Here is a 26,707-nt window from a genome sequence, read left to right on the forward strand (position 1 = left end):
TGAATCCTCCACCACCATCAGGGCGCCTCAACCCGGCTGATCCTTACGATCTTCACCGGCTGGGCGAGCAACTGGCCCTTGAGGAACGCCTCGCCCTTTTCCGGGTCGATCGGCTGGCCATAGATTGCTTCCACCACATCCATCCCGCCGGTAACATGGCCGAACACGGCAAAGCCTGCCTGCTGGTCCGGGTCTTCCGACTTCGGATCGGCATCCAGCGAGGTCACATCGCCTACCATGATGGTGAAATCGGCCGTGGCGGAGCCGGGGGCGTAGCGGGCCATGGAAAGCGCGCCGCGCACGTGGGAAAGGCCGGTCTTATCGGTCGGTTCATGCGCGATGGGCGGTAGGATGCGGTCCGGATCGTTCTGCGCGCCGCCCTGGATCAGCCCGTTGGGCTGCTGGCCCCACTCCAGCTTGAGCACGCGATAGAAAACGGTGCCGTCCAGCCGGTGCTGATCGGCATAGCGCAGGAAATTGGCCGAGGTGATGGGCGCGCGTTCGGTTTCCAGCGCCACGGTGATGGTGCCCAGCGTGGTTTCGATGGCAACCGGTGTGGTCTTCCATTCCCGTTCAGGCACGACTGCCGTTGCTGCCGGATCGGGTGTTGCTCCATGGGGCCCGTCATTTTGGGCCAAACCGGGGGAGGCCAGCGCCAGCAGGGGCGCCACGCTCAGCAGGGCAAAGAATTTCATCGCCACCTCAGATTTTCGCGCGAAAGATCGGCCACGGATTTCGCGCCCATCAGCTTCATATCGCGAATAATCTCGTTTTCCAGGATCGAAACGGCCCGGTCCACCCCGGCCTGACCGGCGGCGGCAAGGGCGTAGAGGTAGAGCCGCCCGCCGGCCACGGCCTTGGCGCCCACGGACAGCGCCTTGAGCACGTGTGTGCCGCGCCGCACTCCGCCATCCATGATGACGTTCACCTTGTCGCCCACCGCGTCGACGATTTCGGCCAGTTGGTCGAAGGGAGAGCGGCTGCCGTCGAGCTGGCGGCCGCCATGGTTGGAAACCCAGATCGCGTCCACGCCGATTTCCGCCGCGCGCTTCGCATCGGCAACCGACATGATGCCCTTCAGGGCGAAGGTGCCGCCCCAGTCCTGCCGCAGCTTGTCCGCCGCCTTCCAGTCCATCGACTGATCAAGCATGGTGTTGAAGTAATCCGCCACAGAGGTGGCCACGTTCGTTCCCGCCGCCACATGCTTTTCAAGGTTGGGCAGGGAGAACTTCTCGCGGAACATATAGTCCAGCGCCCAGCGCGGCTTGGTGGCGTAGGACAGGAAGCTGGCCGGGGTGATCTTGGGCGGGCTGGTGAAGCCGGTTCGCAGGCAGCGTTCGCGCTTTCCGGACACGATCGTGTCCACGGTCAGCGCGATGGCATCGAAATTGGCGGCGCGCGCCATTTCGATCAGCGCGGCGTTCAGCCCCCGGTCCTTGTGATAGTAATACTGGAGCATCTTGGGGCCGGTGAAGCGCGCGCCCACTTCCTCCACCGAAACGCTGCCCAGGCTGGAAATGCCGAACCACAGGCCGAATTTCTCGGCCACCGCGGCAACGGCGCGCTCTCCCTGCCAGTGGAACAGGCGTTGCAGGGCCGTGGGGGAGAGGATCAGGGGCAGGGGGGTCTTCCTGCCCATCACGGTGACGGAAGTGTCCACTTCCTCCACGCCGGCCAGCACATTGGGCACAAGATCGCAATCGTCAAACGCGCTGGTATTGCGACGTTTGGTGATCTCGTCATCCCCGGCGCCATCGATGTAATGATAGACGGGGAAGGGCAGCTTGCGATGGGCCAGCAGCCGGAAATCCTCGATATTGTGGCAATCGGCGAGGCTGGCGACGCGGCGCGATGGGGCGTTTACGGACATGGCTAGTCAGTTAGCCCCGCCTCGAATGAAATGCCACCGCGCAGACTTGCGGTCGGCGCGGATATTATTGGCGAAAAATGCTGAATTCACGAGGGTTCTCCGGTCGGCTGGCCAAGGCTCAGCCACTGCCCGGCGGCACGCGCGGGAAATAGTGCTGTCGATTCCGTTCATCAGGGCTTCAGATTACATATGTAGTCGTATAGGAAAGCCGCTTGATCATGGCGAGGAGGGAACTCGTGGCGGAAAGTGATGAAGGCCAGGATATTGGCAGGCCGGAACGCATCAGCGAAGCCGAACATGCCGTCATGGAAGCCTTGTGGGAACATTCCCCGCTTACCGCAGCCGATGTGGCGGACAAGGTGGGGAAGAGCCGCGAGTGGAGCCTTGCCACGGTGAAGACGCTGCTTTCGCGCCTCGTCGCCAAGCATGCCGTCGCCACCGAACCCGATGGGCGCCGCTTTCTCTATCGCCCCCTGCTGGAGCGCGCGGATTATGTCGGCGGGGAATCGCGCCGTCTGGTCGATCGGCTGTTCGGCGGGCGGGCCGCGCCCTTGCTGGCCCATCTGGCCGAGGCAGAGGCCCTTTCGGATGATGACATTGCCGAAATCGAGGCTCTGCTGCGGGAGTTGAAGCAATGATCGGCTGGCTGGTTGACACGCTGCTCTATACCGGTGCGCTGATCGCGCTGGTGCTGGTGTTGCGCGGCCCGGTGGCGCGCCAGTTCGGCCCGCAGATGAGCTATGCCCTGTGGGCCTTGCCATTCCTGCGTTTCATCATGCCGCCCGTGGTGCTGCCGGCCAGTTTCGCACCGGCTCCCGCTGCGGATCAGCTGGTGACTTCTGCCGGATCGGGAGTTCTGGCGCCGCTTTCCGAAGTGGCTTTCCATCCTGCAAGCGCTGCGCAAATGCCAGACTTCTTCCCGCCGGCTGTTCCAACAATCCGGGATACGCTGAGCGGAATGGTCGCCGATGCGCTGGTGCTGGCCTGGCTGGGCGGCGCGGCGGCTTTCCTGCTGTGGCGCTGGTGGACCTATTACCGGATGCGGGACTGGTTGCTGGCTGGCGCGCGCCCCGTGGGCGAGGTTGGCCGCATCCGGCTGGTGGAAAGCCCGGCGGCGATCTCCCCCGTGGCTTTCGGGGTGAGCGACAAGGTGATTGCCCTGCCGATGGAATTCATGGCGATGGAAGACCGCGCCGCGCGCGATCTGGCGATCGAGCATGAACTGGCCCATCATCGCGGGCTGGATCTGCTGGCCAATATTCTGGCCCAGCCGCTGCTGGCGCTGCACTGGTTCAATCCGCTCGCCTGGCTGGGCTGGCGCGCCATGCGCCGCGATCAGGAGGCGGCCTGCGATGCGCGGGTAATCGCCCGGTACGATCCGCGCGTGCGGGCGCAATATGGCCGGGTAATCGCCAGCTTTGCCGCCGGGCCGCGCCTGTCGCTCGCCGCGCCCATGGCCGGGCATCGCAGCTTCGGGCCGCTTCTGGGCGAGAAATCCATCATTCACCGCCTGCGCAGCTTGACCATGGCAGATATTTCCCCGCGCCGACGGCTTGCCGGGCGATTGATGCTGGCCGGGGCGGTGATTGCCCTGCCGCTGACTGCTTCGGTCAGCTATGCCGAACAGGGGAGGGCCGAACAGCGCAGCCGCTTGCCTGAACCGCCCGCTCCCCCCGCGCCACCCATGGCTCCGGCGGCGCCCTACGCGCCCGTGGCCCCGGATGCACCCCTGCCTCCGGAACCTCCCGTGCCGCCTGTGCCAAGCGTATCGGCGGTGTCGATCGTCGAGACCGGCGTGGTCCAGCAAGATGGCGCCAGCCGCAAGGCTGCGAGCGATCTGGATCGTCAATCCCGGCAATGGGAAACGCAATGGGAGGATTGGGGCAAGCAATTGGAGGTCAACATCGCCCGGATCGTATCGACCTCGATAAGTACGGCTGTTTCCCAGACCGCCATGGCAAATGGTTGCGGTATGGCCACCAGCCGGAGCAACGGGGCGAGTGCGCAGGCTGCAGGCGACTGCGACATGATCGCCGCCAAGATGGGGGAGAAGGCTGCGGCAAATGCCAATGCCAGCGCTCGCGCGGCCTTGCTGGAAGTACGCGCCAGCATTGCGCGTAACCGGGATCTGGACGCTGAAACCCGCCGGGAAGTGCTGCAGGAACTGGATCAGGAGATCAGGGAACTGGCGACGGAGAGTTGAGGGGGTAAAGCGCTTTCCTCCACTCCTCGTCCCGGGCTCGACCCGGGACCGCTGGTAATGTGGCACCAACTTCAATCTCGTCATTCCGGCTGAGATGGGACTGTGCTGCCTCCCCAACCCTCGTCATTCCCGCCCTTCGACGCCGCAGGCGGCGTCGAAGGGCGGGAATGACGAGGTATAGAGGTAGGCGCTACACCCTCAGCGGCCTTTGCGCTCTTTGCGCGAACCCAATAAAACTCACGCGGAGACGCGGAGGCGCGGAGGGAACGGGCCCAGCCGCACCCTCTCCGCGCCCCCGCGTCTCCGCGTGAAACCCTCTACATCTTCATCCAGCAGGGGATGCCCAGCGATCCCGGCGTTCGCATGGCGCAGACACACCCATCCCTCCGCTGGCGAATGCGGGCTAACGCCGAAGTGAGACAACCGAGAACGGACGGGGCCGGGCCGGTGCTGTCAGGCGCCCGCTCTGGCGAGCGGTGCGATTGCGCGTTGTTTGATATGCGAATGGCAGGCGAAGTATCGCGGCAAACTTGTCTGCTCGGCCCTGAGCTGCATGGCGGGGAAGGCATAGGGCTCGCAAGTGAGCCTTCCCTTGAGCGGCGATGTTCCTCTGGGGCGAATCATCATCCGGCCACGCATCTGTTGCGGGCGCTGGTCCAGCGGGCCGGACAGGGCGTTGACATCCACTCTGTCCATCTGGCCCGGCTCTGCAGACAGCGCCGACCCGGCGCGGGAGAGGAGCGAAGCGCTACCGCCCCCGCAACCCGTCACTGGGTCCGCATAACCCAAATGGTTCGCAATGTCAAGATGGCGTGCCAATGATGCACCACTTGTCATCCCGGACTTGTTCCGGGATCCCGCTATGCCTTCTGAGAAAGCTGGATCCTGGAACAAGTCCGGGATGACAGTGGAGGGTGAGGCTGCCGCATCGGTCATCGCGGCAGAATGCTAGGCCACGGGCCATGGGGCCCCCGGCTCACCTGTTCGCTTGGTCAGCCGCCTTTTTCGCTTCCTTCTCGCGGTCTTTCACCACGTCCTTCTGATATTCAGCCTGCTGCTCGACCAGTTTGGCCTGTTCCCTGGCCTTGGCGACTCGCGCGCGGTCGGCGTCGGTGGCGGGGCGGGCGGGATATTGGCAGCCCTGCTTGAGGCCGATGCCCTTGAGATAGGCGCGGCGCATCACGCCAGCCACGATGGCATCCTGAAACTCCCGCTCATGCTTGTTGGCGCCGGAAATCTCGCGGATCACTCCGCGAAAGGGGATCAGCGCGCCGACTACCGATTTGGCAACGCTGCCGACGGTCATCTTGCGCTCATTGGCGTCGGCCACATCGAAGTCGGGGCCGAGGACCTTGTCGAGTTCCTCCACGGCAACCACGATCTTGCTGCAGCGATTGAGCCCGGCAAGACTGTAGGGATCGGCCTGCGCGGCCAGCAGCAGCGGGGGGATTTCATCCTTTTCGAGATTGAGATCCTGAATCGGGGTTACCGCCACATCGCGTGCGGTAACGGTATCGTCGGTGACTGGCTTGTCCTCATCGCGAGCGGCGAGGGGAGTGGCGAGGAGGGCGCAGGCAGCGGTCGCGGCCAAGGCCCTAGCGGAGAATATCGGCGAAAGTATCACAGCGGTCTTCGTTTCCTGTTTCCAACCCTATATTCAGCCATTTCATACGCTGTGCGCTTGAACCATGGGTGAAGGCGGCTTCCACAGGTCTCCGTCCGGCTTGTTCCATTAACGTGTCGTCGCCTACCGCATGGGCGGCTGCCATGCCTTCCTCGATGTCGCCAGGCTCGATCCGCGCGCGGTTGTTCGCCGCCCAGATGCCGGCATAGCAATCCGCCTGCAGTTCCATCCGCACTTGCAGCGCATTGTCCTGATCGGGGTTCTGTTGCTGCAACTGGCGCACTTGCCGGGCAAGTCCGGTAAGGTTCTGCACATGGTGGCCATATTCATGGGCCATCACATAGGCGCGGGCGAAATCACCCTTGGCGCCCATGCGCTGGGCCATCTCGTCGAAGAAATCGGTGTCGATATAGATGCCCCTGTCGCTGGGGCAGTAGAACGGGCCCATCGCGCTCTGCGCCTCGCCGCAGCCAGCGCTTCCGGAGCGGGAATAGAAATTGAGCACGGGCTGTTCGAACTCCACGCCCGCCGCGAGGAATTTGGGCTCCCACGTCTCGTTCAGGCTGGCCAGATGGGCGCAGGCTTCCGTGCTGTACTGGTTCACCGCGCAGCTTTCAGCCGTGTCGCTCCCGCCGGTCGACTGCTCCTGCACCTGACCCTGCTGGACATCCTGCAACCCGCTGAGCAACTGGGACGGGTCCGCCCCGGTGAAATAGGCCACTGCCAGCACCACCAGCACGCCCACGATGCCGATCCCGCCGCCGGGCATCCCGCCGCCGCCCCCGCCGCCACGCTGATCGCGCACGCGGATATTGGCCGGATTGAAATCGTTGAGGCGCATCGGATGGGCATTCCCGCTATTGTGCAGTTGCGAAAAGGGCTGGACCTGCAGCCCGCTTGGGGTGAATTCTGGCACGGCATTCGTCAGGGAGTCGAGCATGTTCCTCAAGGGTAAGCGCGCCGTCATCACGGGATCGACATCGGGCATCGGGCTGGGCATCGCCCGCGCGCTCGCGGCAGAAGGGGCGGCCGTCGTGCTCAACGGCTTCGGCGATGCGGATGCGATTGCTGCGATCCTGCATGAATTGTCGGCCATGAGCGGGGCAGACGCCATGCATGTCCCGGCGGATCTGATGCAGCGTTCCGGCGTAGAGGCGCTGATGGCTGCTGCCGGGGAAGTGGACATTCTGGTCAACAACGCCGGGATGCAGCACGTCTCCCCGGTGGATGAGTTCCCGCCCGAGAAATGGGATGCCATCATCGCGCTGAACCTCACCGCCGCCTTCGACACCAGCCGCCTTGCCATTCCGCACATGAAGGCGGCGGGCTGGGGGCGGATCATCAATACCGCCAGCGCCCATTCGCTCGTGGCCTCGCCCTTCAAGGCAGCCTATGTGGCGGCCAAGCACGGGATCGCGGGCCTGACCAAGACCCTGGCGCTGGAACTGGCGCAATTCGGCACCACGGTGAACTGCATCAGCCCGGGCTATGTCTGGACCCCGCTGGTGGAAAACCAGATCCCCGACACGATGAAGGCGCGCGGCATGACGCGCGAGCAGGTGATGAACGATGTGCTGCTCGCCAAGCAGCCGACCAAGAAATTCGTGCAGGTGGAAGAAGTGGCCGCGCTGGCGCTGTTCCTCTGCCGGGACGAGGCGCAGAACATCAATGGCGCGAATTATTCCATCGATGGCGGCTGGACGGCGGAGTGAATATTCCTGATGCACGGCCCGCTCAGCCTGAGCTTGTCGAAGGCCACGGGAAATTTTGCCGAATTGATCAGGAGTCGCGCGTGTCCTTCGACAGGCTCAGGATGGGCGGATATTGATGCAACGGGCCCTTCAGCAATAATATTGCGCAATTCGCCCTGCATTTGATTGGCGCACCCCCTAGCGGTTCTGGCCATGTGCGGTTACATGGGCCGCCACGATTCTCCAGAGGCGAGCGCGCAGTGGCACATCTTGATATCCCGACCGGCCTGACTTTCGATGACGTTCTCCTGCGTCCGGCGGAAAGCGATATCGTCCCCTCGCAAGCCAATACCGCAACCCAGCTGACGCGCGGCATCCGGCTGAACATTCCGGTGATCTCCGCCGCGATGGATACCGTTACCGAAGCGGACATGGCCATCGTCATGGCCCAGATGGGCGGCATCGGCGTGCTGCATCGCAATCTCACCGTGAAGCAGCAATGCGCCGCCGTCCGGCAGGTGAAGCGGTTTGAGAGCGGCATGGTGGTGAACCCCATCACCATCGCGCCCGACGCCACTCTGGGTGAGGCGCAGGCAATCATGCGCGATAATCGCATCAGCGGCATTCCCGTGGTGGAACCCGGCGGCAAGCTGGTGGGCATTCTGACCAATCGCGACGTGCGCTTTGCCGACAATGCGGCCCAGCCAGTGCGCGAGCTGATGACGCATGAGAATCTTGCCACCGTCCGCATCGGCGTGGGGCAGGATGAAGCGCGCAAGCTGCTGCACCAACGCCGCATCGAAAAGCTGCTGGTGGTGGACGATGCCTATCACTGCGTGGGCCTGATCACCGTGAAGGACATGGAAAAGGCCGTGACCTATCCCGAGGCGACGAAGGATGGCGCGGGCCGCCTGCGCGTTGCTGCGGCCACCACGGTGGGCGACAAGGGCTTCGAACGCACCGAGGCGCTGATCGACGCGGAATGCGACGTCATCATCATCGACACCGCCCATGGCCATAACAAGGATGTGGCCAAGGCGGTGGAGCGGGTGAAGAAGCTCTCCAACGCGGTGCAGGTTGTGGCAGGCAATGTCGCCACGGCCGAAGCGACCAGGGCGCTGATCGGCGCGGGCGCGGATGCGGTGAAGGTGGGCATCGGGCCGGGATCGATCTGCACCACCCGCATCGTGGCGGGCGTGGGCGTGCCGCAGCTGACCGCGATCCTCGAAGCAGCGGCAGAAGCCCGCAAGGCCGGCGTGCCGATCATCGGCGATGGCGGCCTGCGCACTTCAGGCGATGCGGCCAAGGCTCTGGCCGCAGGTGCTTCCGCCGTGATGATCGGATCGCTGCTTGCGGGCACGGAAGAAGCCCCGGGCGAGACCTTCCTCTATCAGGGGCGTGCCTATAAGTCCTATCGCGGCATGGGCTCCGTCGGCGCTATGGCGCGCGGCAGTGCGGACCGCTATTTCCAGCAGGACATCAAGGACCAGATGAAGCTGGTCCCGGAAGGGATCGAAGGGCAGGTGCCCTACAAGGGCCCCGCCAAAGATGTGGTCCATCAGCTGGTGGGCGGCATCAAGGCGGCGATGGGCTATACCGGCTCGGCCACGATCGAAGACCTTCAGCAGCGCGCCAAGTTCATCCGCATCACCAATTCGGGCCTTGCCGAAAGCCATGTCCATGACGTGACGATCACGCGCGAGGCGCCGAATTACCCGACGCGGTGAGCAATCTGATCCTCCCTGAAGCGGGGAGGGGGACCATGCGCAGCATGGTGGAGGGGCAGGTGCCTCATCCTGCACCCTTTCCAGATTGTGACATGATGCTCGTGCCTCTCCGCCGCTTGCGGTGGTTCTCCACTCCGTGCCGGGGAGGATTCCGCGCATGACTCCCTCCGCCCGCGTTCAGGCCGCGATCGATCTGCTCGATCAGGTGATAGAGGCCGCGCGCCGCAATGGGGCCCCTGCGGATCGCCTGATTACCGAGGGTTTCCGCCAGCGCCGCTATGCCGGATCGAAGGATCGGCGCGCGATCCGCGAACTTGTCTATGGCGCGATCCGGGCCTGCGGGCCGGTGCCCGAAAGCGGCCGTGCGGCGATGCTGCGTCTGGCGCAGGGCGATCCTGCGATTGCCGGCCTGTTTGACGGCTCACCCTATGGCCCCGCCGCGATTTCGCCCGAGGAACTTCCCGCGCAAGGCGGCATCGCGCCCGAATGGCTGGAGGCGAAGCTCGCCGCCTCGGGGATAGAGGGCGATGCGGCGCGCGCCTTGCTGGGCCGCGCCCCGCTGGACATCCGGGTCAACAGGTTGAATGCCTCGCGCGATGGGCTGGAGCTTCCGCTGGCGGGCGAGAGCCTCGCCGCGCCAGATGGCCTGCGCCTGCCTGAAGGCACGCCGGTGGACCAGTGGGAGGCCTATCGGAGCGGGCAGGTGGAAGTGCAGGACGGCGGCAGCCAGATCTGCTGCCTCGCCGTTCAGGCCGCGCCGGGGGAAACGGTGATCGATCTATGCGCGGGGGCGGGCGGCAAGACGCTGGCCCTGGCCGCCGCGATGGACAACCGGGGCAGGCTGATCGCCGCCGATACGGATCGTGCACGCCTTTCCCGCCTGGCCCCGCGTGCGGAGCGGGCAGGGGCAGTGGTGGCGGAAACCGTGCTGCTTGATCCGGGCCGCGAACTGGCGGCGCTGGCGCCATGGCGCGGCCTTGCCGATGCGGTGCTGGTGGATGCGCCCTGTTCGGGCACCGGTACCTGGCGCCGCAATCCCGAGGCGCGCTGGCGTCTCACCCCGGCGCAGCTCGCCCGCTATGTGGAAACGCAGGCCCGGCTGATGGACGTGGCGGCCGATCTTGTTCGGCCCGGTGGGCGGCTGGTCTATGTCACGTGTTCGCTGCTGGACGAGGAAGGGGCCGGGCAGGTTGAAGACTTCCTGAAACGTCACTCCGGCTGGCTGGCGGAAGTGCCCGAATTGCCTGCGGGAACCCCGCGCGGTGAGGGAATACGCTTGACTCCGTCCGCCGATGGAACAGATGGTTTTTTCATCGCCCGTTTATCGCGGGCATGATAGGCGCCGGTCACGATGTCCGTTAAACAGATGTCCGTCATGCCGTTGTCTGTCATACCGATGTCTGTCTCCCAGGCTGACGAAGGCCATATGCGATGACCGCGTTCAAGGAGTTCGCGATGCGTTATTTCCCCGCTGCCTGTGCCCTTTCGCTGCTTGTGGCGGTTTCGGCCAGTGTGGGGGAAGCGGGCACCTATCAGGCCGATCCGCGCGCTGCTGCCCTGGTCACGCAGGGCCGTGCCCAGCTCAAGGCGGGCGCCGTGGACGAAGCGATCAGCTCCTTCGAGGCCGCGCTGGCGGTGGATCCGGGCTATTCGGCCATCTATCTGGACCTTGCGGAGGCCGCGCGCCTCAATGGAATGCAGGGCAAGGCAATCCATTATTACCGCTCCGCGCAATTGCGCGATCCCGGCAACCTCGCGGCCATTTCGGGCGAAGGGGAAGCACTGGTGGAAAAGGGCGCTGTGGAAAAAGCGCGTCGCAACCTCGCCAAGCTGGAATCCATGTGTGGCACGAAATGCCCTGAAACCAAGGCTTTGGCCGGCGTAATTGCCGCCGCGCCCAAGCCCAAGGTGTTGACGGCGGAAGCGGTTCAGCCGGACCCCGAAATCAGCAAGAACTGAATCTCATCGTCATTGCGAGGAACCGAAGGTTCCGAAGCAATCCAGGGCCCAACGTATAGGGCCTAACGTATAACGCCATGGATTGCCTCGCTGCGCTCGCAATGACGAGGCCGATGGCTCCGATCAAATCAGCGCCCGGAATTCCTCCAGCACCGCGCGATAGACACGCTTCTTGAAGGGCACGATCACTTCCGGCAGCAATTCCGGATCGATCCATTTCCATTCGCAGAATTCGGGCGGATCGTGGGCTTCCAGATCGATTTCGCTGTCAGTGCCGATGTAGCGCATCAACAGCCAGAATTGGCGCTGCCCGCGGTATTTCCCGCCCCACAACCTGCCCACCAGTTCTTCGGGCAGATCGTAGAGCAGCTCTTCCTTGCTGCGCGCGATCAATGCGGCATTGCTGCCGGTCACGCCGGTTTCTTCCGCCAGTTCGCGCAGGCCGGCGGCGATCACATCCTCGCCATCGTCCATGCCGCCCTGCGGCATCTGCCAGGCGTCACCTTCCTTATTGTCGATTCTCCGGCCGACGAAGACCTTGCCTTCCCCATTTACCAGCATCACGCCCACGCAGGGGCGATAGGGGAGATCCCATTGGGATGTAGTCATGCAATCCTTTCCAGCGTCGCCTTCATCGCCCCCAGAATAGCAAGCAGGTCGGCATGTGCGCTAGGGATCGCTTTGCGGATCTGGATGAAACCGTGGATATTCCCGGCGAGTTCCAGATAAGTCACGTCACTTCCCGCCTGGACCAGCGCGGAGGCATAGGCCCGGCCCGAATCGCGCAGCGGATCGAGCGCGGCGGTGGCCAGAACGGTGGGCGGTGTGCCCGCAATGGGGCCGAGTATGGGATAGGCCCGCCGGTCTTCCGGATCGAGCGCATAGCACAGGTTGAAATAGTCCATCGTGCTCCGGGTCAGCAGATGGCCCTCGGCGAATTGCGCGTAGGAGGGGTGGGGGTCCAGCGGATCGGTAACCGGATAGATCGGCGCCTGCATCAGCACCGGAACCGCCGCGGGTTCGAGCATGAGGGACTGGGTGACGACGATGGCCAGATTGCCGCCCGCGCTGTCTCCCAGCGGGATCAGGCCGGTAACTTCGCGGCCCAGTTCGGCGGGGCTGGTGGCAAGCCAGCGCGCGGCAGCCTCACAATCTTCCGGCGCGGCGGGGAAGGGATGCTCCGGCGCAAGGCGATATTCGACCGAGACAAGCGGCAGGTCCATTTCCGCCGCGATGGTGCGGCAGGTCGCGTCATAGCTGGCAATGTCCCCCGCCACGAAGCCGCCGCCATGAATGAACAACAGCAGCGGGGAAGGGCCGCGCTCGGCCCGAGGATCATAGAGGCGCAGCGGCACCGTGCCATGGGGGCCGGGCGCGGCGAGATCCTTCACCACGGCCAGGTCCGGCCCGGGAAGCTGGATGAATTCCTGCATTGCCGCCATCATGGTGCGGGTCTGCTCGATCGGCACGCTGGCGATATCCGGCCGGTTCATTCCCGCCACCATCGCAAGGAATGTGCGAACATCGTCACGCATGAAAGGCTCTGTCGCGTCCATGGAAACCCGTCTCCCGTATCGGGGGCGCTATCCGGCCCCGTGTTTCCACGGTGGATAAGCGGTGCCGCAGGCGCTTTCCATCCGCGTTTTTGGGCCGGAGACAGAAAAACTTGATTGCGACAGGCCCTAGGCAGGCATAGTGGCGCCACCATATTGCGAAAATGGCGCGCTTCCCGCGCCCCGAAGGACAAGACTAATGGCAACACTCGCAGCCGAAAAGCCGGTCGCCACCGCTCCCGCTCCTGAAGCGGTCGTGGTGCGTTTCGCGGGCGACAGCGGCGACGGCATGCAGCTCACCGGCGGGCAGTTCACCCTGTCCACTGCGCTGGCGGGCAACGATCTGGCCACTTTCCCGGACTTTCCGGCGGAAATCCGCGCACCGCAAGGCACGCTGTTCGGCGTTTCGGCCTTCCAGATCAATTTCGGCTCGACCGAGATCGATACGGCCGGTGACGCGCCGGACGTGCTGATCGCCATGAACCCGGCGGCGCTGAAGGTGAACCTTGCCGCGCTGAAGCCGGGCGGGCTGATCATTGCCGATACGGGCGAGTTCTCGAAGCGCAATCTCGACAAGGCGAAGTACGACAGCAATCCGCTGGAAGACGGTTCGCTGGCCAAGTGGGATGTGCTGGCCTTCGACATTTCCGCGCTGACCATGGAATCCGTGAAGCCCTTCGGCCTCGGCAACAAGGAAGCGCTGCGCTGCAAGAACATGTGGACGCTGGGCCTGGCCCTGTGGATGTTCGACCGTGACCGGCAGCCGCTGATCGACTGGCTGAAGGCCAAGTTCGCCAAGGCGCCGACCATTGCCGACGCGAACATCGCCGCGCTCAACGCCGGCCATGCCTATGGTGAAACGGCGGAACTGGCCGGGCCGCTCAAGAAGCTCCACCTCGAAGCCTATCCGCAGCCAGCGGGCCTTTATCGGACCATCACCGGCGCCGAAGCGGTTTCGCTCGGCCTCGTGGCGGGTGCGCAGCTTGCCAATCTGCCGATGTTCTTCGGCGGCTATCCGATCACGCCGGCTTCGGCGATCCTGCACCATCTGGCGCGGCTCAAGGAATTCGGCGTCACCACCTTCCAGGCGGAAGACGAGATTGCCGCGATCTGCTCGGCCATCGGCGCTTCCTATGCGGGCCAGCTGGGCGTAACCAGCTCGTCGGGCCCCGGCATCGCGCTGAAGGGCGAGGCGATGGGCCTTGCGATCATGACCGAGCTGCCGCTCGTCATCGTCAATTCGCAGCGCGGCGGGCCTTCCACCGGCCTGCCGACCAAGACGGAGCAGAGCGATCTCTATCAGGCGGTCTATGGCCGCAATGGCGATGCGCCGATGCCCGTCATCGCTGCCCGCTCGCCCGCTGACGCTTTCGATTGCGCGATCGAGGCCTGCCGCATCGCGGTTCAGTACATGACCCCGGTGATGCTGCTGACCGACGGCTATATCGCCAATGCGGCTGAGCCGTGGAAGGTGCCCGATCCGGCCAGCTACGAGCCGTTCCCGGTGACTTTCCTGACCGGGAAGAACGCCACTGACGAGGACGGCAATGAAAAGCTGCTGCCCTTCGCGCGTGACGAGAAGGGCGCCCGCCCGTGGATCAAGCCCGGCACGCCCGGCCTGATGCACCGCATCGGCGGCATCGAGAAGAACCCCGGCACTGGCAATATCGATTATTCGCCTGCCAGCCACCAGCTGATGACCGACGCCCGCAAGGCGAAGGTGGACGGCGTGGCGCAGGGCGTTCCGCCGCAGGACGTGACGCTGGGCAATACTACCGGCAAGCTGGCCGTGGTCGGCTGGGGCTCCACCTATGGCCCGATCCACCAGGCGGTGCGCCGTGCGCGGGCCAAGGGGCTGGATGTCAGCCAGATCCATGTCCGCCATGTCTGGCCGCTGCCCGCCAATCTGGGCGATCTGCTCAAGGGCTTCGACAATATCCTCGTGCCCGAAATGAACACCGGCCAGTTCAAGACCGTGCTGCGCGACCAGTTGCTGGTGGATGCCAGGCCGCTGACCAAGACGAGCGGCCAGCCCTTCCAGATCGCCGAGCTGGAAGAAGCCATCGCGGCCTATTTCGACGGCGTCCCCGACAATGAAGGCGGCGAGGTTGATGCCAATTCCCAGCAGCTGCCCAGCCCCGAAACGGTGAATCCATGAACGACATGACCCCCATCACCACCACGCTCAAGGACTGGGAAACCGACCAGGAAGTGCGCTGGTGCCCGGGTTGCGGCGATTACGCGATCCTCAAGGCGGTGCAGCGCACCCTGCCGCAGCTGGGCGCTGACCCGAAGAACACCGTGTTCGTTTCGGGCATCGGCTGCTCCAGCCGCTTCCCCTATTATGTGGAAAGCTATGGCTTCCACACGATCCACGGCCGCGCGCCTGCTTTTGCTACGGGCATCAAGCTGGCCAATCCGGAACTGGATGTGTGGATGGTCACGGGTGACGGCGATGGCCTGTCCATCGGCGGCAATCACCTGATGCATGTGCTGCGCCGTAACGTGAATTTGCAGATCATGCTGTTCAACAACGAGATTTACGGCCTGACCAAGGGGCAATATTCGCCCACCAGCCGTGAAGGCACGCTGTCGCCTTCCACGCCGCTGGGTTCGGTGGACCGCCCGGCCAACCCCTGCGCCTTCGCGCTGGGCGTGGGCGCGCGCTTCGTGGCGCGCGGTTTCGACGTGTCGAAGAACCTGCCGGACGTGCTCAAAGCCGCCCATGCCCATCAGGGCGCGGCTTTCGTGGAAATCTTCCAGAACTGCATCGTCTACAACAAGGACGTGTTCAACGATTTCGCCGCCCCCAAGGGCGGGGAAGAACGCCAGCTGTGGTTGCAGGACGGCCAGCCGCTGCTGTTCGCCAATGGCACCAAGGGCATCAGCCTGAACCGCGACAAGTGCTGCCTTGAAGTGGTGGACGTGGTCGATGGCGATTGGGAAGCTGCCGGCGTTGCCCTGCACGATGTGAAGAACCGTGCGCTGGCCCACATGCTGGTGGAAATGCCCTTCGGCGCATTCCCGATGGCGCTGGGCGTGATCTATGACGATCCGCGCCCGACCTTCGAAAGCGCCGTGATCGCCCAGAACGCCAAGGCCAGCGAAGGCAAGGTCGCCGATCTCGCCAAGCTGCTTGCCAAGGGCCAGACCTGGACGGTCGAAGCCTCGGACGCCGACCACATCTGACGGGATATAGCGGGCGGCCCTCCTATTTGGAGGAGGGCTGCTCGATCCCGTGCCATTCCTGCATCCGGCTGGCCACCAGCCCCATCAGCAGCGCCCATGCGCCGCCAATGCTCCACCCGGCCAGAACGTCGCTCGGCCAGTGGACGCCCAGATAGATGCGCGAAAAGCCGATAATCAGCGTCAGGCCCACTGCGCAGAGCAGGATGAACAGCCGCGTCGAGTGCTCGCGATAATTGCGCGAGACGATGGCGCCCAGCGTCAGGAACACGATTGCGCTGTTCATCGCGTGCCCGCTGGGGAAGCTGAGCGAACTGACCTCCGCCAGATGATGCACGACGTCCGGCCGGGGCCGGGCGAACAGATGCTTTAATCCGCTTCCCGCCAGTGCACCGCTCGCTGTGGCGGCAACCAGCAGACCGGCCATGCGCCAGCGATGGCGGAGCAGCAGCAGGGCCGTGGCGAGGATCACTGCCAGCGTCAGCACGGTCACACCGCCCAGCGCCGTCAGGTCCAGCATGGCATTGTTGAACCATTTGGGGCCGAGCGGCACCGCGTAATCCGGCCCGGCCCGCAGTGCCGTGATGATCGCGCGATCGAAGCCGAGCGGTTCCTTCTCCGAAACCTCATGCGCCAGCAACGCGAAGCTTGCGAGCAGCATGGCCGCCATGGTGAAGATCGGCATGGCGTTCAGGTGAAGGTGATTGTCGCGGGGCTGGGCGGAGCTGTTCAAGGTGAGGTCCTGTTGGCCGAAGGATAGGCATCTCATATCGTCATCCTGAACTTGTTTCAGGATCCATTTTTCCGGATCGCCTTGCAGCCCGTGGAGACGGATGGATGCTGGACGCGAAGCTGTGCTTGCACAAACGAGTTCAGCATGACGATGCAGGTAACGGGCAGAGTGCTGCGAACCAACTCAAGCCGCCTGCCCGAAGAAACACTTTCCTACTCTCCTCCTCGCTGCTTTGATGCCTCGGAACGGGCCGGCGCCTGTGATTGTCGGGGAGAAGCGAGTGAACGAAAAGTCACACAGGGCGTTTCATGTTCATCCTGCAAGGCAATGGTATAAAACGATAATCCTTCGAAAAGTCGCGTAGTTTCACTACTCGTTCCGTGTCACTTTCGCCGGGGCATCTGCATGGACAATCTGACACACAGCCTGGTCGGCGCGCTGCTGGGGCAGGCGGGTCTGAAGCGGAAGACCGGGCTGGCCATGCCGGCGCTGATCATCGGCGCGAACATTCCCGACATCGATGCGACCTGCACGATCTATGGCATCGAAAGCCTGGCCATGCGGCGCGGGCTGACGCACGGCCCCATCGCCTGGGTGCTGCTGCCCTTGATCCTTGCCGGACTTCTCTGGTGGTACGATCGCTGGCAGGCGAAGCGCGGTAAGAGGCCGGAACAGCGGCTGCCCGTGCATTTCGGCTGGCTCTATGCGCTCAGCCTGATTGGCTGCCTTACTCATCCGGCAATGGACTGGCTGAACAATTACGGCATCCGCCTGTTGGAGCCGTTCAGCCATCGCTGGTTCTATGGCGATGCGATCTTCATCATCGATCTTTGGCTATGGCTGGGCATGGGGTTTGCCGTGATGCTCTCGCTGCGGCGGGAGAAGAGGGGCGGGGAGTGGCGCAAACCGGCCCAAGTCGCGCTGGCCATGGTGCTGGCTTATATCGGCGGCAATATCGCCTTCAGTCGTTTCGCTGCCGAACAGGCGCGGACGCACGAGCCCTATCCGGCGGTTGCCTATGTCACGCCAGTGCCACTGGCCTTCTGGCAGCGGGATGTACTGGCGCAAGGTGGGGATGGCCGATGGTTTCGCCGGAGATACCCCAATGGACAGGTCGAATGGCTGGAGCCGGTCGATAAGTGCCGTTGGCCTGATGTGGAGCGCCTGAGCATGAACCGACCCGATCTTGCCGCATTCCTCTTCTGGTCGCGCATGCCGTTCGTCACACGAGCAGCCGACGGGAAGGGGATTCGCTTCAACGATGCGCGTTTTGCCGGAGGGTTCACGCGCGGCAATTTCTCAGTGGATGTGCCGGAAGTCGCCTGCAAGTGACCGCCCCTCGAATCGTCTGGTTGCGCCGCGATCTGCGCCTTGCAGATCAGCCCGCGTTTCGCGCCGCCGCTGCCGCCGGGCCGGTGATTCCCGTCTATGTGCTGGATGACGAGACGCCCAGGCATCGCAAGATGGGCGGGGCGAGTCGCTGGTGGCTCCATCACAGTCTCGCCGCTCTGGCCCGTGATCTGGAGGCGCGCGGATCGCGGCTGATCCTGCGGCGTGGCCGGTCGGACGAAGTGCTGGCGGCACTGGCGGCGGAAACCGGGGCGGCGGCGGTTCACGCCCTGCGCCATGTCGAGCCATGGTGGCGCAATGCGGACCGAGCGCTTGCCGAGGCTTTGCCCGAAGGCGTCGCGTTCGAGCGGCATGACGGCCTCTATCTGATGCCGCCGGGCAGTGTGACGAGCGGGCAGGGCGGGCAATATCGCATTTTCACGCCGTTCTATCGTGCCTTGCTGTTGCACATGCCCCCGCCGGTGCCGCTGCCCGCGCCGGAACTGGCAGCCCCAGCCCAGTGGCCTGCTTCGGAGCAGCTGGAGGATTGGGCGCTGCTGCCGACTCGCCCCGATTGGGCTGGCGGCTTTCGCGAAGCGTGGCACTGCGGCGAAGCGGCGGCCCATGCGCAACTGGAAGACTTCGCCGGGCGAGTCGCCGCCTATGATGAGGCGCGCAACCTGCCTTCCATCGATGGGTCGAGCAGGCTTTCACCCTATCTCCATTTCGGGGAGATTTCGCCCGCGCAGGTGTGGCATCGGCTGGCGACGGAGGGCGGGGGCGGTTCCGCCAGTTTCCTGCGCGAAGTAGTGTGGCGCGATTATGCCGCCACGATCCTGCGCCAGTTTCCGGACTATCCCGAGCGCCCTTACAAACCTGAGTTTGAGCAATTCGCGTGGCGCGATCCGCTCAGCGATTTGCAAGCGGCGGAGGATATGGCTGCATGGCAGCAGGGCCGGACCGGCTATCCCATCGTCGATGCGGGGATGCGGCAGCTCTGGGTCACGGGCTGGATGCGCAACCGGGTGCGGATGATCGCGGCCAGTTTCCTGATCAAGCATCTGCTGATCGACTGGCGCCATGGCGAACGCTGGTTCTGGGACACGCTGGTGGATGCCGATTACGGCAATAATGGCGTGAACTGGCAGTGGTCGGCCGGGTGCGGTGCCGATGCGAACATGTTCGGGCGAATCATGGCACCGCTCACCCAGAGCGAGAAATTCGATTGCGCGGCCTATATCCGCCAATGGGTGCCCGAGCTTTCCGGGTTGGACGCCCCCTATATCCACGATCCCGATTCCTACGGGATGCGCCCAAGCGATTATCCGCGAAAACGCATAGGTCATCGCGAGGGAAGGGAACGCGCGCTGGCGGCCTGGGAAGCGCTTCGAAGCGGATAGGCTGGCGGCTTGCCCAATCGCGACTCGGGAGTCATACTCGCATCATGTCTGTGGAGGGGATCAGACGCGGCGACATGCTGTTGGAAGGCAGCCACCGGGTTCGTACCGGCCCGTCTCTCCTTGCGCGCCTTTTTGCGGGCGGCGGCCACAAGCTGCTCGACGAAGTGGATGCCGGGCTGGAAACCGGCATTCTGCTCGTCCACCTCCCCGGCGGCGGAACGCGGCGGCTGGGCGGAAGGGCCTCGGGATTCGAGGCGGAACTGATCCTGCATGACTGGCGCGCCCTGGTGCGAGTCGCCACGGGTGGTTCGGTGGGATTCTATCAGGGCTGGGATGCCGGCGAATGGTCCAGCCCCGATGAGGTCGCGCTTTTCGCACTGGTAATGGCCAATGGAGAGGCGCTGGGTGACACGGGCCGCGCCAAGGGCCCATGGCGAATCGCCGGGCGGCTGCTCCACTGGCTCAATCGCAACACGCGCAAACGGGCGGAAAAGAACATCCACGCCCATTATGATCTGGGCAATGATTTCTACGGCGCCTGGCTCGATCCCACGATGAGCTATTCCAGCGGCTATCGTTACGATGCGGCACAGGGTGTGGCGGGGCTCGAACCTTCGCAACATGCCAAGTGGGAAAGGCTGGCGCAGCGACTCGGCAATCCGGAAAACCTGCTGGAAATCGGCTGCGGCTGGGGCGCGCTGAGCAATTATTTTGCCTCCCGCGGCAGCAAGGTGACCGGCATCAGCCTGTCCGACGAACAGTTGGGCTGGGCGCGGGAGCGGCAGGATAGCGGCATAGATTTCCGCCATCAGGATTACCGGGACGTTGCCGGCCAGTTTGACGGGATCGTCAGCGTGGAAATGGTCGAGGCGGTGGGCCGCGAATATTGGCCGTCCTTCTTCGATTGCCTTGCGCGCAACCTGCGCCCCGGTGGGCGCGCGGCAATCCAGTTCATCGCCATGCAGGAGGAGCTGTTTGACGGCTATGCCCACAATGCCGATTTCATTCAGGCCTATGTCTTTCCCGGCGGTTTGCTGATCCGCACCGGCGAGTTCCAGCGCCTCGCGGCGGAACGCGGCCTTTCCTGGGAAGATCAGGAAGATTTCGGGCTGGATTATGCCGAAACGCTCAAGGCCTGGCGTTTCAATTTCGACCGCGCCGTGGAAGAGGGGCGCCTGCCGCGCGGCTTTGACGAAAGCTTCTGCCGTCTATGGCGCTTCTATCTGATGTATTGCGAAGGGGGATTCCGGGGCGGCGGGATCACCGTCAGCCAGGCAACGCTGGTGAAACGCTGATCCGCTACCTCTGAGATCGCGAAGTTCTTATGCCGCTTCCACGCGCTCGCGATGGCCGGTGGTGAAATCTTCCTGCACCAGTGCCAAGATCCGGTCAGCCACTACTTCGGGTGCCTTCACCGTCTGCGGGTCTTCGCCGGGATAGGCGCGGGCGCGCATCGCGGTGCGAGTCGCGCCGGGATCGAGAATCGCAACGCGGATTTCGGAAATGCGCGCCACTTCCTGCGCATAGCATTCCAGCAGCGCCTCGAACGCGGCCTTGGTGGCGGCATAGGCGCCCCAATAGGCGCGGGGCGCGGTGGCAAGGCTGCTGGTAAGCCCGATAATCCGGGCATTCCGGCTGCGCTTCAACATCGGGTCGAACGCGGCGACCAGCGCCTGCGTTGCCAGCACATTGGTGGTGATGGCCTGGTTGAAATAGCGCGGCTCGATCTGTGTTACCGGGCCAAGCTGCGGCAGGTAGGCGGCAGACAGGACCATGATGTCCAGCGCATCCCAGCGATTGGCGATGGCGGTGGCAAGGCGCGCAATGGCGTCAGGTTCGCCCAGATCCATCGGCGCGATGGTGGCGTGGCCGCCAGCATGGTGGATCTGCTCTTCGACTTCCTCAAGCAGCTTTGCGTTGCGGCCCGTGATGATCACATGCGCGCCTGCGGCGGCCAATGCCAGCGCAGTTGCCGCGCCGATGCCCTGGCTTGCGCCCGTGACGAGCGCGAGCTGGCCTTCCAGCACCTTGCTGCCTTCGGAACCGGACATCAGGCGACCTTGTTGACCGGCAGGGAAAGCTGCGCCGAGCCATTTTCGCGGCGGGCAAGGTCGGTCAGGCTGGTGGGATAATCGCCGGTGAAGCAGGCGTCGCAATATTGCGGACAACCGGCATTGCGCTGCTTGTGGCCCACGGCGCGATAGAGCCCGTCAATCGAAACGAAGGCAAGACTGTCTGCCTGGATGAAATCGCGCATGGCATCGAGATCCATGCGGCCTGCGAGCAGCTTCGACCGCTCCGGCGTATCGACCCCGTAATAGCAGCCCCAGCCGGTGGGCGGGCTGGCCACGCGGAAATGCACTTCCTTGGCGCCTGCATCGCGCATCATCTGCACGATCTTGAGGCTGGTGGTGCCGCGCACGATCGAATCGTCGATCAGAACGATGCGCTTGCCTTCCACGATCAGGCGGTTGGCATTGTGCTTGCGCTTCACCCCGGCATGGCGTGCGCCATCGGAAGGCTGAATGAAGGTGCGGCCTACATAGTGGGAGCGGATAATGCCCAGTTCGAAGGGAATGCCGGATTGCTGGGAAAAGCCGATGGCGGCCGGAACGCCGCTATCGGGCACGGGCACCACAAGGTCTGCCTCTGTCGGGCTTTCCAGCGCCAGTTGCACGCCGATTTCCTTGCGCACCGAATAGACCGCCCGATTATCGAGGATCGAATCCGGGCGGCTGAAATAGACATGCTCGAAAATGCAGGGCCGGGCATTCGGATTGCCGAAGGGGCGGTGCGTCTCGATATTGCCCGCATGATCCACGCGGATCAGTTCGCCGGGCTCGACCTCGCGGATGAATTCCGCACCGACTACGTCAAAGGCCACCGTTTCGCTGGCGAACAGCGTCGCATCGCCGATCCTGCCCATCACGAGCGGGCGGATGCCCAGCGGATCGCGGCAGGCGACCATGCCTTCGGGCGTCATCACGATCAGCGAATAGGCGCCTTCCAACATGCGCAGCGCATCGATGAAGCGATCCAGCATGGTGGGGAAGCGGCTGGTGGCCACGAGGTGAATGATCACCTCGGTATCGGAGGTCGACTGGAAGATCGCGCCGTTCTGCACCAGGTCCTTCTTGAGGGACATGGCGTTGGAGATGTTGCCGTTATGCGCAATGGCGAACCCGCCCGAAGCGAGATCGGCATAAAGCGGCTGGATGTTGCGAAGGCCCGATCCGCCCGTGGTGGAATACCGCACATGGCCCGCGGCAGTGTGACCCGGCAGTTCGGCCAGCGCTTCGCCCGAGGAGAAATTCTCCGCCACATGGCCAAGGCCACGCCGGGAATAGAACTCGTTGCCGTCAAAGCTGGTGATGCCGGCGGCTTCCTGGCCGCGGTGTTGCAACGCATGGAGGCCGAGCGCGCAGATGGCCGAAGCATCCGCCGCGCCGATCACCCCGAATACGCCGCATTCCTCATGGAGTTTGTCATCGCCCGATTCGTCGGACCAAATGTCCCACGGGGTTTCGTCGCGCAGGGAATCGCGTTCGATCATGATGTTTGGGTGACTCGTCAGCCTTGGAGCGCACTACGCGCGCCTTTCCGGGCCCCAATGGCGATGTTACGCGCCGATTACAAGGGGGGCGGGGTTTGAGTGGTGGCGATTGAAACCTGTTTGGGCACCAAAACAGCGCCCTTTTGCGCAGTGGATAAATGCCTGCTTGCCACCCTGCCATCGCGCCGCTATTGGGCCGCCTCTGCCTCGCCCCGCAGGAAACTGCGATGGCGCCGGTCGGGGAGTAGCTCAGCCTGGTAGAGCACTGTCTTCGGGAGGCAGGGGCCGGAGGTTCGAATCCTCTCTCCCCGACCATTTTACTTTTGGGCGCTTTGCGCGGTGCCCACATTCCACAATCTATTCTGCGATAGCGGGCCCTGCGCGTTTACGTTCGCACTGCCCGGGCGTTAGGTGCGGGCATGGCATTGCATCCCGTTTCCCGCCCCGATGAGTCGCGCCACGCTGAATGGCAATATCTGGATCTGCTGCGGCAGGTTTGGGAGCAGGGTGACCAGCGCGAGGATCGCACGGGCATAGGCACCCGCTCCATTTTCGGCGCGCAGATGCGTTTCGACCTGTCCGACGGGCGCATGCCGTTGATCACCACCAAGCGAGTCTTTTGGAAGACTGCCACGCGCGAGATGCTGTGGTTCCTCACGGGCGAAACGAATATCCGCCCCCTGGTACTGCAGGGCGTGAAGATCTGGAACGAGTGGCCCCATGCCAAATATGTCCGTGCCACCGGGCATGACATCGCGCTGGATGATTTCGTCAGCCGCATAGCCGATGACGAATCATTCGCCGCCCAATGGGGCGATCTTGGCCCGGTCTATGGCAAGCAGTGGGTGGACTGGGCGACCTACGAGCCCAATGGCGATGGAACCTATCGCAAGGGGCCGGGAATCAATCAGGTTGCCGAAGTCGTGCAGAACCTGAAGACGAATCCCGGCAGTCGCCGCCACATCATCGAAGGGTGGAACGTGGCGGAGCTTGACCGGATGGCCCTGCCGCCCTGCCACAAGACTTATCAGTTCCATGTTGCGGGAAATCGCCTGAACTGCCTGCTTTACCAGCGCAGCTGCGATGTGGCGCTGGGCCTGCCGTTCAATCTCTGGTCGGGTGCGCTGTTGCAGCGGATGGTGGCGCATCAGGCGGGGCTGGAGCCGGGCGAGTTCGTCTGGATGGGCGGGGATACCCATCTCTACCTCAATCATGCCGATCTGGTGGAGGAACAGCTCGGCCGTCAGCCGGAGGGGGATCCTCGTCTGGCGATTCTGCGCAAGCCCGATTCGATCTTCGATTACCGGATAGAGGACTTTGAAGTGACGGGTTATGCCCCTCAGGGCGCAATCAGGGCGCCGATCGCTGTTTGATCGCCGGCTGGCGATCCGTCAGCGCATGATGTCAGCGCGAAGTTAGCGCACGATGGCGGAATAGGTCACGCGCCCCGTGCCGCGCCGCGCATCGTCGGGATTCACTCGCCAGCGCAGATGGGTGACGTCCTCGGCCGTGGCGAGTCGGCTGCCATAGCTGTCGGCGGTCTTCAATTCGCCCAGCCGGCCCCAGCTTTTCCCGCCATCGACGGATACTTCTACGGAATCCGTGCTCGCATCCTGAAAAGCTATGCTGCGGGGAATCGGGCTGGTGACGGCAAAGCCCCTGGCGTCCGGTACGGATTGCCATTCGACCACCAGCACGAGCCGGTCTCCGCGCTTCAATAGCCGCGCAGGTTCGATCCAGCGTTCCACCCGGCCGTCATTGGTATGGCCGAGACGTTCGACGAACACCGCACTGTCCAGCGAAACAGGCCGCTTTGCCATGGCCGGCGTGGCGACAAGACCTGCGGCCAGCACCGCATAAAGCAGTTCACGCATGAGAATGCCCCCTCATTTGTATGGGGAATCTTCTCAGCGAAGCACGAACATATGGTTAATTTCACAATCACCACTCTCATGTGAAAAAGCTGTCATCACCCCTGTTGACAGGGGGGCGAGCCTGCCCTAGTGGCGGCGCTCCCCAAGGGGTGCACGCCCAAGAAAACGCGGGTGTAGCTCAGTTGGTTAGAGCGCCGGCCTGTCACGCCGGAGGTCGCGGGTTCGAGCCCCGTCACTCGCGCCACTTGGGGGATTTCCTGGAAAAACCGGAATAAACATCGCCTTCGGGCGCACCGTCAGGTGCGTCCTGAGGCATTTCTTCCGGTTAGTGTTTCAGGCGGGCGGGCTCAGCCCCAGCGCCCGGTTTCCATCCAGATCAGGAAGCGCCTCAGCGGCAGCAGCCAGATGGTCCCCAGAACGATGTAGATCGGCGTCTGGACGAGGACATGGAGCGTGCCGATCCATTGGGATGCCCAGGCGATGAACAGTGCGTAGATGGCAAGGGCGGCCAGCAGGCCGAGTATCCCGAAGGGGATTCGCAAAGTGGGCTTGCTGCGCATGGTTCAGAACGGTCCGTAAAGCCGGGTAGGGGTGACGATGGCCTTCAGTGGTGCGTCATGCGGTTCAAGCGGAAGCGAATCGACCTTCTGCACATCCCAGGCCATGCCGATGGCGATTCGGCCAGGATTGCGGCCCAGCCAGCCATCGTAGAATGCGCCGCCCTGGCCCATGCGTTCACCCCGCTCGGTAAAGGCCACCAGGGGGCAGAACAGCACGTCGGGCACCACGATGGGGTTTTCCGCCGAAGGTTGCGGGCCATAGGGGCCGCTTTCCAGATCGCTCTCGCCGATGGGATCGCTCCACTGGCGGAACAGCATGGGCGCATCCGCCGTGGCGATCCAGGGCAGGGCGACCTTGTGGCCCTGTTCAAACAGGAAGCGCGCATAGGAAAGGGCGGGCGCCTCGTCCGGCGTGTTGTAATAAAGGCCGATCGTCGATCCTGCGGGGATCAGGTCCAGCACCGGATTGGGCGGGCGGCGGAACAATAGCGCGCGAACCGATGGATCGAGCGAGGCGGCGTGTTCGCGGCGTGCCTTGCGCATGGCGCGGCGCAGGCGCTGCTTTTCCTCATCGACGGGATTGGTTTCGACAGGGCTCGTCACGCATCGCTCCGCATGACCGGCGCGAGCCGGAGAGAATCGGCCGGAAGAAAAAGGGGTGACGGGACCACCATGGGCCGGTGCCGGAGAAATCCTCTGACGCCTCACGTCAGGTGGGGACCATATGTGCCGGGCCAGGGCCCGACCAGGGACAGCCCCCATGGATTTGCTTATAGCCTCAGGGATGTTCGATCGGCGCGTACCGGGCAGTACCCGTCACGCCCTATCTAGGGAAGCCTGCCTCAGCCCTCAAGGCTTTCCGCGAGTTTTTCCAGCTGTTCGGCCAGTGCCTCGAACCGTTCGGCGGGCAGGCCGGGCATTTCCAGCGGCAGGGCCGGGGGCGGGGCCGCTTCGGCGCGTTTTCTCAATTCATGATTTTCGTCCGCCAGCAGCAGGGCAGCGAACAGCAGGGTGCGCGCCTCGTTCTGGCCGACATTGCCCGAAAGTGACCCGATCTTGCTCTGGATCATCTGGCCGAGGCGCATGATATGGCCTTCCTGCCCATCCTGGCACGAGACTGAATATACGCGGCCGCCAATCGTAAGCTTGACGTTGATCATGCTTCCAGCGTCCCGATCAGGGTATCGAGCTCTTGCAGCGAAGCGCCGACCTTTGCCCGCAATTCCTCATGCTTGCGGGCAAGGCCGGAATCCTCGCCAGTGTTTTGTAACGCCATGCGACGGGCGCCTGCAGCCTCTATCCGGGCGGCGGCAGCCTCAATTCGGGCAAGCGCGTGTTCGATACGTTGCCGTTCCATGACCGTGATTTAGCGTAAACTTCCCCATCGGTGCAAAACCTTGCTTACTAAAGTTGTTAATTACCTTCCGGTTCCCCCGCAGTTCCAC

At 63.8% G+C, this 26,707-nt stretch carries 26 protein-coding genes and 2 tRNA genes; 14 read left to right on the plus strand and 14 right to left on the minus strand.

Going from position 1 to position 26,707, the window contains the following annotated elements:
• Positions 1-17: 17 nt before the first annotated feature.
• Complete coding sequence (locus H0274_RS03475) at positions 18-695, minus strand: peptidylprolyl isomerase (RefSeq protein WP_226792950.1); 678 nt, start codon at positions 693-695, stop codon at positions 18-20.
• Positions 692-1,870: an alpha-hydroxy acid oxidase gene (locus tag H0274_RS03480; protein ID WP_226792951.1), complete on the minus strand. Its 1,179-nt coding sequence runs from the start codon at positions 1,868-1,870 to the stop codon at positions 692-694. The genes H0274_RS03475 and H0274_RS03480 overlap by 4 nt, the downstream gene beginning before the upstream one ends.
• A 218-nt stretch (positions 1,871-2,088) precedes the next feature.
• Between H0274_RS03480 and H0274_RS03485 the strand changes: the two genes are divergently transcribed.
• A complete protein-coding gene (locus H0274_RS03485; RefSeq protein WP_226792952.1) occupies positions 2,089-2,508 on the plus strand; it encodes a BlaI/MecI/CopY family transcriptional regulator in 420 nt (139 codons plus the stop codon).
• Positions 2,505-4,073, plus strand: a complete 1,569-nt coding sequence (locus H0274_RS03490; RefSeq protein WP_226792953.1) for a M56 family metallopeptidase — start codon at positions 2,505-2,507, stop codon at positions 4,071-4,073. The genes H0274_RS03485 and H0274_RS03490 overlap by 4 nt, the downstream gene beginning before the upstream one ends.
• Positions 4,074-5,049: 976 nt before the next feature.
• Here H0274_RS03490 and H0274_RS03495 read toward each other — a convergent pair.
• Positions 5,050-5,664, minus strand: coding sequence for a hypothetical protein (locus tag H0274_RS03495; protein ID WP_226792954.1), 615 nt, complete (start codon positions 5,662-5,664; stop codon positions 5,050-5,052).
• 4 nt (positions 5,665-5,668) lie between these two features.
• Positions 5,669-6,538, minus strand: coding sequence for a KPN_02809 family neutral zinc metallopeptidase (gene ypfJ, locus H0274_RS03500; protein ID WP_226794429.1), 870 nt, complete (start codon positions 6,536-6,538; stop codon positions 5,669-5,671).
• 97 nt (positions 6,539-6,635) lie between these two features.
• Here ypfJ and H0274_RS03505 point away from each other — a divergent pair, with 97 nt between their 5' ends.
• The 4 genes from H0274_RS03505 to H0274_RS03520 all read left to right on the plus strand — a co-directional run bounded on the left by H0274_RS03505 (position 6,636) and on the right by H0274_RS03520 (position 11,074).
• Positions 6,636-7,409 carry a 3-hydroxybutyrate dehydrogenase gene (locus tag H0274_RS03505; RefSeq protein WP_226792955.1) on the plus strand — a complete coding sequence of 258 codons (774 nt, stop codon included), beginning with the start codon at positions 6,636-6,638 and terminating at the stop codon, positions 7,407-7,409.
• A gap of 239 nt (positions 7,410-7,648) precedes the next feature.
• Entirely contained in the window at positions 7,649-9,115 is a 1,467-nt protein-coding gene (gene guaB / locus H0274_RS03510; protein WP_226792956.1) for an IMP dehydrogenase, read from the plus strand.
• Positions 9,116-9,272: 157 nt separating this feature from the next.
• On the plus strand, positions 9,273-10,451 hold the full coding sequence (locus tag H0274_RS03515; protein ID WP_226792957.1) for an RsmB/NOP family class I SAM-dependent RNA methyltransferase: 1,179 nt from the start codon (positions 9,273-9,275) through the stop codon (positions 10,449-10,451).
• A gap of 119 nt (positions 10,452-10,570) precedes the next feature.
• Positions 10,571-11,074: a tetratricopeptide repeat protein gene (locus H0274_RS03520; protein WP_226792958.1), complete on the plus strand. Its 504-nt coding sequence runs from the start codon at positions 10,571-10,573 to the stop codon at positions 11,072-11,074.
• Positions 11,075-11,197: 123 nt separating this feature from the next.
• On the opposite strand, the gene H0274_RS03525 is transcribed toward H0274_RS03520, so the two are convergent.
• Both H0274_RS03525 and H0274_RS03530 read right to left on the minus strand, forming a co-directional pair.
• Complete coding sequence (locus tag H0274_RS03525; protein ID WP_226792959.1) at positions 11,198-11,683, minus strand: RNA pyrophosphohydrolase; 486 nt, start codon at positions 11,681-11,683, stop codon at positions 11,198-11,200.
• Complete coding sequence (locus tag H0274_RS03530; protein WP_226792960.1) at positions 11,680-12,630, minus strand: alpha/beta hydrolase; 951 nt, start codon at positions 12,628-12,630, stop codon at positions 11,680-11,682. Before H0274_RS03530 ends, H0274_RS03525 begins: the two co-directional genes overlap by 4 nt.
• 196 nt (positions 12,631-12,826) lie before the next feature.
• Between H0274_RS03530 and H0274_RS03535 the strand changes: the two genes are divergently transcribed.
• Entirely contained in the window at positions 12,827-14,785 is a 1,959-nt protein-coding gene (locus H0274_RS03535; RefSeq protein ID WP_226792961.1) for a 2-oxoacid:acceptor oxidoreductase subunit alpha, read from the plus strand.
• Complete coding sequence (locus H0274_RS03540; protein WP_226792962.1) at positions 14,782-15,816, plus strand: 2-oxoacid:ferredoxin oxidoreductase subunit beta; 1,035 nt, start codon at positions 14,782-14,784, stop codon at positions 15,814-15,816. The genes H0274_RS03535 and H0274_RS03540 overlap by 4 nt, the downstream gene beginning before the upstream one ends.
• Before the next feature lie 22 nt (positions 15,817-15,838).
• On the opposite strand, the gene H0274_RS03545 is transcribed toward H0274_RS03540, so the two are convergent.
• Positions 15,839-16,546, minus strand: coding sequence for a phosphatase PAP2 family protein (locus H0274_RS03545; RefSeq protein ID WP_226792963.1), 708 nt, complete (start codon positions 16,544-16,546; stop codon positions 15,839-15,841).
• A gap of 405 nt (positions 16,547-16,951) precedes the next feature.
• Here H0274_RS03545 and H0274_RS03550 point away from each other — a divergent pair, with 405 nt between their 5' ends.
• Genes H0274_RS03550 through H0274_RS03560 form a run of 3 tightly spaced genes read left to right on the plus strand, consistent with a single transcriptional unit; the run spans position 16,952 to position 20,570 of the window.
• On the plus strand, positions 16,952-17,878 hold the full coding sequence (locus H0274_RS03550; RefSeq protein ID WP_226792964.1) for a metal-dependent hydrolase: 927 nt from the start codon (positions 16,952-16,954) through the stop codon (positions 17,876-17,878).
• A complete protein-coding gene (locus H0274_RS03555; RefSeq protein WP_226792965.1) occupies positions 17,875-19,275 on the plus strand; it encodes a cryptochrome/photolyase family protein in 1,401 nt (466 codons plus the stop codon). The genes H0274_RS03550 and H0274_RS03555 overlap by 4 nt, the downstream gene beginning before the upstream one ends.
• A 44-nt stretch (positions 19,276-19,319) precedes the next feature.
• Positions 19,320-20,570, plus strand: a complete 1,251-nt coding sequence (locus H0274_RS03560) for an SAM-dependent methyltransferase (protein ID WP_226792966.1) — start codon at positions 19,320-19,322, stop codon at positions 20,568-20,570.
• Between the two features lie 27 nt (positions 20,571-20,597).
• On the opposite strand, the gene H0274_RS03565 is transcribed toward H0274_RS03560, so the two are convergent.
• Complete coding sequence (locus tag H0274_RS03565) at positions 20,598-21,326, minus strand: SDR family NAD(P)-dependent oxidoreductase (protein WP_226792967.1); 729 nt, start codon at positions 21,324-21,326, stop codon at positions 20,598-20,600.
• Positions 21,326-22,828 (minus strand): amidophosphoribosyltransferase, encoded by a 1,503-nt coding sequence (gene purF, locus H0274_RS03570; protein WP_226792968.1) that lies wholly within the window; start codon positions 22,826-22,828, stop codon positions 21,326-21,328. The genes H0274_RS03565 and purF overlap by 1 nt, the downstream gene beginning before the upstream one ends.
• A 238-nt stretch (positions 22,829-23,066) precedes the next feature.
• Here purF and H0274_RS03575 point away from each other — a divergent pair.
• A tRNA-Pro gene (locus tag H0274_RS03575) sits at positions 23,067-23,143 on the plus strand.
• A gap of 104 nt (positions 23,144-23,247) precedes the next feature.
• Positions 23,248-24,201: a thymidylate synthase gene (gene thyA / locus H0274_RS03580; protein WP_226792969.1), complete on the plus strand. Its 954-nt coding sequence runs from the start codon at positions 23,248-23,250 to the stop codon at positions 24,199-24,201.
• 42 nt (positions 24,202-24,243) lie between these two features.
• Here the strand turns inward: thyA and H0274_RS03585 are convergent, their stop codons facing one another.
• Positions 24,244-24,702: a hypothetical protein gene (locus tag H0274_RS03585; protein WP_226792970.1), complete on the minus strand. Its 459-nt coding sequence runs from the start codon at positions 24,700-24,702 to the stop codon at positions 24,244-24,246.
• Positions 24,703-24,869: 167 nt separating this feature from the next.
• On the opposite strand from H0274_RS03585, the gene H0274_RS03590 reads away from it, so the two are divergent.
• Positions 24,870-24,946, plus strand: a tRNA-Asp gene (locus H0274_RS03590).
• A gap of 103 nt (positions 24,947-25,049) precedes the next feature.
• Here the strand turns inward: H0274_RS03590 and H0274_RS03595 are convergent.
• The 4 genes from H0274_RS03595 to H0274_RS03610 all read right to left on the minus strand — a co-directional run bounded on the left by H0274_RS03595 (position 25,050) and on the right by H0274_RS03610 (position 26,619).
• The gene (locus H0274_RS03595; protein WP_226792971.1) at positions 25,050-25,262 is read right to left on the minus strand and encodes a DUF2842 domain-containing protein; all 213 of its coding nucleotides are present in this window, start codon (positions 25,260-25,262) and stop codon (positions 25,050-25,052) included.
• 3 nt (positions 25,263-25,265) lie between these two features.
• Positions 25,266-25,865 (minus strand): 5-formyltetrahydrofolate cyclo-ligase, encoded by a 600-nt coding sequence (locus tag H0274_RS03600; RefSeq protein WP_226792972.1) that lies wholly within the window; start codon positions 25,863-25,865, stop codon positions 25,266-25,268.
• A gap of 239 nt (positions 25,866-26,104) precedes the next feature.
• Entirely contained in the window at positions 26,105-26,422 is a 318-nt protein-coding gene (locus tag H0274_RS03605) for a cell division protein ZapA (RefSeq protein WP_226792973.1), read from the minus strand.
• Entirely contained in the window at positions 26,419-26,619 is a 201-nt protein-coding gene (locus tag H0274_RS03610) for a hypothetical protein (RefSeq protein WP_226792974.1), read from the minus strand. Before H0274_RS03610 ends, H0274_RS03605 begins: the two co-directional genes overlap by 4 nt.
• Positions 26,620-26,707 lie beyond the last annotated feature (88 nt).

The organism is Fulverythrobacter ferritrahens (genome assembly GCF_020539485.1).
Classification (GTDB): domain Bacteria; phylum Pseudomonadota; class Alphaproteobacteria; order Sphingomonadales; family Sphingomonadaceae; genus Andeanibacterium; species Andeanibacterium ferritrahens.